The sequence below is a fragment of the Methylobacterium sp. P5_C11 genome (assembly GCF_054049775.1).
Genome location: NZ_JBFULS010000069.1, coordinates 20,996 through 27,160 on the forward strand (window position 1 = coordinate 20,996; position 6,165 = coordinate 27,160).

Sequence of the window (6,165 nt, forward strand, 5' to 3'; positions counted from 1 at the left end):
ATACCGCTCTCATGCGTGACAGTCCGATCTTCTCGCTCCCGCTCCTCGATCGCCTCGGCGACAGACTGCAAGCCGATGTCGCGGCGGGCGCCATCGCGGGGGCCGACCTGATCGTCGGCGGCGCGGACGGGGAGATCTGGCGGCGCACCGTCGGCTTCCGCGACAGCGTCGCCGGTGACCGCCTCGAGCCTGACGCGGTCTGGCGCATCTACTCCATGACCAAGGTCATCGTGTCGGTGGTCGCCCTCGTCCTCGCCGAGCGCGGCGACCTGCGCCTCGACCAGCCCGTTGCCGACTTCATCCCCGCCTTCACGCACCTCTGCCGGTTGAACTCCGACGGCACGCGCGTCCCGGTCGCCACCGCGCCGACCCTTCAGGACCTCCTGCGGCACACGACCGGGATCGCCTACGGCTATCTCGGCGACGGACCGACGCGCCGGGCCTACGAGGCAGACGGGCTGCTCAGCGAGGATCTCGACAACGCCGCCTTTGCGCAGCGGATCGCGCGCCTGCCGCTGGAGCACGAGCCCGGCACCGTCTGGCACTACTCCCACGCCACCGACGTGCTCGGCCGGGTGCTGGAAGTGGCCGGTGGCGCGGATCTGCAGGGTGTGCTCGACGAGACTCTCCTCGGGCCACTCGGCATGGCCGACACCCGCTTCCGGATCCCGGCTGAGAGGGCGGGTCGCGTGGCGCAGCCGCTGCCGCAGGCGCCTGGGCAGCGGCCGGCCTTCCACGATCCGAGCCTGCCCCGGCGCGGCCAGAGGGGCAACGGCGGCCTCGTCTCGACCGTGTCGGACTATGCCGCGTTCCTGCGCATGATGCTGAACGGCGGCAGCCTCGGCGGCGTGTGGGTTCTGGCGCCGGCGAGCGTACGGCTCATGACAGCCGATCATCTCGGGACGACGATCGCGAAGGGGGCCTACTACCCGCCTGGTCCGGGCTACGGCTTCGGGCTCGGGGTCGCGGTGCGGCTCGTTGCAGGCGAGGCGCCGTTTCCCGGCAGCGTCGGCGACTGGTTCTGGAGCGGGGTCGGCGGCACGTACTTCTGGGTCGATCCGGCGGCGGGCTTCTTCGCGCTCCTGATGATGCAGACCTCCTCGGCCGCGCAGCGCCAGCACTACCGCACGCTGACCCGCGCCATGGTCTACGCCGCGCTCGACGCCCCCTGAGCCGGGAAGGTCGCGCTACGATCGTTCCGCAGGTCGCTTCATGGCCGAGCGCGGCCCGTCCGCTTCGAATCCGTTCACCTGAACGGCGGACAGGCTTCGCGCTGGTCTGAAACCGGTGGCGTGACCGTTGCAATGGCATGTCCGCTTCGGCAGACAGCGCACCGGACATCCGTCCGGGACGCCGGAGCGGATCGCGACCCCGGAGAGGATCATGACGGACCAGTCCGCAGGGGCGGTGGTGCGAAGTCTGCGACGTCGATGAAGGCTGGCGACGAGGGGGATCGCGTGGGCGCGATCTGCCAGGCGATGCGACGGGCCATCGTGGAACGGGCGCTCGCCCCCGGCGACCGCCTGCCGGAAGACGCCCTCGGCGAGCGGTTCGGGGTCAGCCGCACGATCGCCCGGCAGGCCCTCCTGCGGCTGGCCGGGGAAGGCTTGGTCGACCTGCGCCGCAACCGCATCGCCGTCGTGGCGACCCCGAGCTGGGAGGAGGCGCGCGACACCTTCGACGTGCGCGTCGGCCTGGAGCGGCTGGTGGTGCGCCGCCTCGCCGGGCAGCTCAGCGCGGAGCAGCGTCAGGGGCTGCTGGACCAGATCGCGCGCGAGGAAACCGCCCGGAGCGGCCCCGAGGCGCTGTCGATCCGGCTCGCCACGGAATTCCACCTGATGCTCGCCGAGATGACCGGCAGCGCCGTGCTGACCCGCTACGTCGCGGAGCTCGGCTATCGCTGCGCCCTGATCCTGTCCCTCTACAGCCGGCCGCATTCCTCGGACTGCGCCGTGAGCGAGCACCGCGACATCGTCGCCGCCCTGGTCGCGGGCGACGCCGAGCGCGCCGCCGCGCTCATGGACCACCACCTCGACGCGGTCGCCGAGCGGGCGCGCATCGTCCCGCCGACCCCGCGCGAGCGCGACCTCGGACGCCTGCTGGCGCCCTACGTCGCGGGCGGCGGGGCCTGACCCCCGGTATCAGGCCGTGAGGCCGTGCTTGGTCAGCAGGCGCTCGGCGCTGTCGTTCCAGACCTCCATGCCGACGATCAGCCCGTCGCGCACGGTGAAGCGGTCGACGTAGCGGTTGCCCTCGAATGGCGTGCCGTCCGGCCACGCGCCGTACAGGGTGCCGAGGCTGTAGACCGTGGTGACGCCGTCGCCCGGGACCACGTCCAGCCGCTCCATCCGTTTCTTCACCCAGGCGTAGCGGCCGGCATTGAAGGCCGTGACCTCGGACGGATGGTTGAAGACCCGCGCGCCAGTGAACACGATCCGGGTGCCCGGCGCCATGTAGCGCGCGGCCGTCTCGGGGTCCGGGACCATCGAGGCCTCGAGATAGGCGGTGACGTTGGCGGCATCGCGGGCGGTCGCCGCATCGTGGGTCACGTCGGTCATGGCAGGCCTCCTGTCCGCCCAAGGTGCCGCAAAAGCCGCGACAGTGCATGCAGGAAGTGTATGCACTTTGACGCCGGATTGAGCACACGGTGCCTCGAGGGATACACTCATCGGGCCGTGCGGCTGCCGAACCTGCCAATTCCCGGTGGCATGGAGGTTGCGCTCGGCAGGCTGCGCCCCGCCCTCGGAGACACGCCATGGCCTCCTTCCTGCCCCCGACCCTGCGCCGCTTCGCGGTGACGACGAGCGCGCTGCTCGGCCTCGCCGTCTCGACCGCGCAAGGTGCCGACACCGTCAAGATCGGGCTCGTGACCGCCCTGAGCGGCCAGTCCGCGAAATCCGGCGAGGCGATCTCCCGCGGGATCGGGCTCGCCATCGACGAGATCAACGCCAAGGGCGGCGTCCTCGGACGGCCCCTTGAGCTGGTGGCCCGCGACGACGAGGCCAACCCGTCCAAGGGCGTGCTGGCGACCCGCGAGCTGATCCAGCGGGTCGGCGTCGTCGCGGTGGTCGGCGGCCTCGACACGCCGGTCTCGATGGCGATCGTGCCGATCGCCAACCAGATGAAGGTGCCGTTCATCGGCCCCTGGGCGGCCGGCACCGGCATCACCCGCAACGGCGCCGCCGACAACTACGCCTTCCGCGTCTCGGCGGTCGACGCCCTCGTCGACGAGGCGCTGGTCGCCTACGCGGTGAAGACCTACGGGGCGAAGAGGCCCGGGATGATCCTCGTCAACAACGCCTGGGGCGAGTCGAACCAGAAGGGCCTCAAGGACGCCCTGCAGGCAGCCAACCTCCCGGCGGCGGGCATCGAGAAATACGAGGCTAACGACGTCGACATGGTGCCCCAGCTGTCCCGGCTGAAGGAGGCCGGCGCCGACACGCTGTTCCTCGTCGGCAATGTCGGACCCTCGGCCCAGGTGGTGAAGTCCCTTGACCGGATGGGCTGGTCGGTGCCGGTCGTCTCGCATTGGGGCCCGGCGGGCGGCCGCTTCGACGAGCTCGCCGGCCCGAGCGCCGCCAAGGTGCACTTCATCCAGACCTTCACCTTCGCGGGCAACACCTCGCCGAAGGCGAGCGCGGTGCTTGACGCGCTCAAGGCCAAGTACCCGGCGATCAAGTCGATGGCCGACGTCACGCCCGCCGTCGGCATCGCCAACGCCTACGACGCGACGCACCTGCTGGCGCTCGCCATCCAGGCCGCCGGCTCCACCGAGGGTCCAAAGGTCCGCGACGGCTTCTACAAGATCGGCACCTATCCGGGCCTGATCAAAACTTACGACACGCCCTTCGCCCCCGGCCAGCACGACGCGCTCGGCCCGAAGGATTACGTGTTCACCCGCTTCAAGGACGGTGAGATCGTCGCGGTGACCAACTGAACCCGGCGATGCTGACCTCCATCCTCGTCAGCGGCCTCGGCCTCGGCAGCATGTACGGGCTCGTGGCCCTGGGCTTCCACGTGACCTATGCGGTGTCGGGGACCGTGAACTTCGCGCAGGGCAGCGTCGTCACCCTGGGGGCGGTCCTGGCCTACGCGCTCGGCGTCACCCTCGGCTGGCCGATGCCCGCGGCGATCGTCCTGGCGCTCGCCGGCTGCGCCCTGTTCGGCCTCGTGGTCGAGCGGGCGCTGGTCCGGCCGTTCGTGGCGCGCGGCTCGGATGCGTGGCTCCTGGCGACGGTGGCGGGCGGCATCGTCCTCGACAACACCGTGCTGTTCACCTTCGGCAAGGAGCCGCGCAGCCTGCCCTCGCCGCTGGCCACGAAGCCGGTGGAGATCCTCGGGACCGGCATCTACCCGCTGCAGCTCGTGATCCCGGTGGTCGGGATCGCCCTGGCCTTCGCGATCCGCACGGTGTTCCGCCGGACCGATCTCGGCCGCGTCCTGCTCGCCGTGGCGCAGAACGCCGACGCCGCCCGCCTGATGGGGATCGACGTGCGCCGCACCGTGGCCTGCGCCTTCGCACTCTCGGCGGTGCTCGCCGGCATCGCGGGCCTGCTGATCGCGCCGCTCTTCTCGGTCTCGGCCGAGCTCGGCACGCTGTTCGGCATCAAGGCCTTCGCGGTGGCGATCCTCGGCGGCATCGGCTCCGCCACCGGGGTGATCCTGGCCGGGCTGCTCTACGGCCTCGTCGAGGCCGGCGTCACCGCGACTCTCGGCTCGACCTACACGCAGCTCGTGGTGTTCTCGGTGATCGTCCTGGCCCTCACCCTGCGCCCCGACGGCCTGCTCGGCCGCGCCGCGGTCAACAAGGTCTGACGCGATGCCGTACCTGCGCTCGGCCCCGGCGATGCGGCTCGGCATCGCCGGCCTCACTGCCGCCGCGCTCGGCCTCGTCGCGCTGACCGCCGGCTACAGCCATTTCGTGATCGCCCTTGTGGCGCTGACCACAGTGGCGGGGGTCGGCCTCAACGTGCTCCTCGGTCTGACCGGGCTGATCTCGTTCGGCCAGGCCGGCTTCTACGCGATCGGCGCCTACGCGAGCGCGATCCTGACGCTCCACGGCCTCAGCTTCTGGCTGGCGCTCCCGGCGGCGGCGCTGATCACGGCGCTCGTCGGCGGCCTCGTGGCGGTGCCGGCGATGCGGGTGAAGGGCCCCTACCTCGCCATGCTGACGATCGCCTTCGGCTTCATCGTCGAGCACGGGCTGATCGAGGGCGGCGAGCTGACCGGCGGCCAGAACGGCCTCGTCGTCACCGACGCGCCGACGCTCCTCGGCGAGCCGCTCTCGCCGGCCGGACTCGCGGTGCTGGCGGTGCTCGCCGCCGGCGCGAGCCTCGTCGGGTTCGACCTCCTCGCCCGCAGCCGCCTCGGCCGGGCGATGCGCGCAGTGCGCGACGCCGACGTCGCCGCGGCGGCGCTGGGTTTCGACCCGGTCCGGGTGAAGACCCTGGCCTTCGCGATCTCCGCCGCCCTGACCGGGCTCGCGGGGGCTGTCCTGCCACCGCTGATGCTGTTCATCGCGCCGAGCTCGTTCCCGTTCTCGCAGTCGATCCTGTTCGTCCTCTCGGTGATCGTCGGCGGCGCCGGCACGGTGCTCGGCCCGCTCCTCGGGGCGCTCGTCACCGTGCTGCTGCCGGAGGCGCTGTCGGGGCTCGCCGAGTACCGCCTGCTGTTCTTCGGCGTCGCCACCCTGGTGGTGCTATGGCTGGTCCCCTCGGGGCTGGTCGGCAGCCTCGCCCGCCTGCTGCCCCGGGGCCGGGACGCGCCGGCCGCCGCGGAGGGCGGGGAGGCGGCGCTGCCCGGCACGGCGGCGCGCGAGGCCCTCGTCCTCGATCGCATCGGCATCCGCTTCGGCGGCATCACGGCGGCGGAAGGCGTCGACCTCACCGCCCGGCCCGGGGCGGTCACCAGCGTGATCGGCCCGAACGGGGCCGGCAAGACCACCGTGCTGAACATGGTCTCGGGCTTCTACCGCCCGAGCGCCGGGGCGATCCGGCTGGGCGGGCGCGACCTCGCCGGCCGACCCGCGCACGTCGTCGCCCGCGCCGGCATCGCGCGCACCTACCAGACCACGCGCCTGTTCGGCTCGCTGCCRGTGGCCGACAACGTCGCCCTCGGGCTCGCGCCGGGCCGGCTATGGCGCCGCGCGCGGGCGCGGGACCGCGC

General features: G+C 72.1%; 6 protein-coding genes. 5 read left to right on the forward strand and 1 reads right to left on the reverse strand.

Features of this window, described 5'->3' with window-relative positions; translation table 11 throughout:
• The first annotated feature begins 11 nt into the window (after nt 1-11).
• On the forward strand, nt 12-1,172 hold the full coding sequence (locus tag ACXJKQ_RS24820) for a serine hydrolase domain-containing protein (protein WP_457108356.1): 1,161 nt from the start codon (nt 12-14) through the stop codon (nt 1,170-1,172).
• Between the two features lie 258 nt (nt 1,173-1,430).
• Nucleotides 1,431-2,132: a GntR family transcriptional regulator gene (locus tag ACXJKQ_RS24825; RefSeq protein ID WP_457108357.1), complete on the forward strand. Its 702-nt coding sequence runs from the start codon at nt 1,431-1,433 to the stop codon at nt 2,130-2,132.
• A gap of 9 nt (nt 2,133-2,141) precedes the next feature.
• Here the strand turns inward: ACXJKQ_RS24825 and ACXJKQ_RS24830 are convergent, their stop codons facing one another.
• A complete protein-coding gene (locus tag ACXJKQ_RS24830) occupies nt 2,142-2,558 on the reverse strand; it encodes a nuclear transport factor 2 family protein (RefSeq protein ID WP_012320244.1) in 417 nt (138 codons plus the stop codon).
• Nucleotides 2,559-2,755: 197 nt separating this feature from the next.
• Between ACXJKQ_RS24830 and ACXJKQ_RS24835 the strand changes: the two genes are divergently transcribed.
• The 3 genes from ACXJKQ_RS24835 to ACXJKQ_RS24845 form a co-directional block, all read left to right on the forward strand.
• Complete coding sequence (locus ACXJKQ_RS24835; RefSeq protein WP_457108358.1) at nt 2,756-3,937, forward strand: ABC transporter substrate-binding protein; 1,182 nt, start codon at nt 2,756-2,758, stop codon at nt 3,935-3,937.
• An 8-nt stretch (nt 3,938-3,945) separates the two neighbouring features.
• Nucleotides 3,946-4,815: a branched-chain amino acid ABC transporter permease gene (locus ACXJKQ_RS24840; protein ID WP_043758719.1), complete on the forward strand. Its 870-nt coding sequence runs from the start codon at nt 3,946-3,948 to the stop codon at nt 4,813-4,815.
• Nucleotides 4,816-4,819: 4 nt separating this feature from the next.
• Nucleotides 4,820-6,165, forward strand: a 1,346-nt coding sequence (locus ACXJKQ_RS24845; RefSeq protein ID WP_457108359.1) for an ABC transporter permease subunit, incomplete at its 3' end; no start/stop codon positions are given.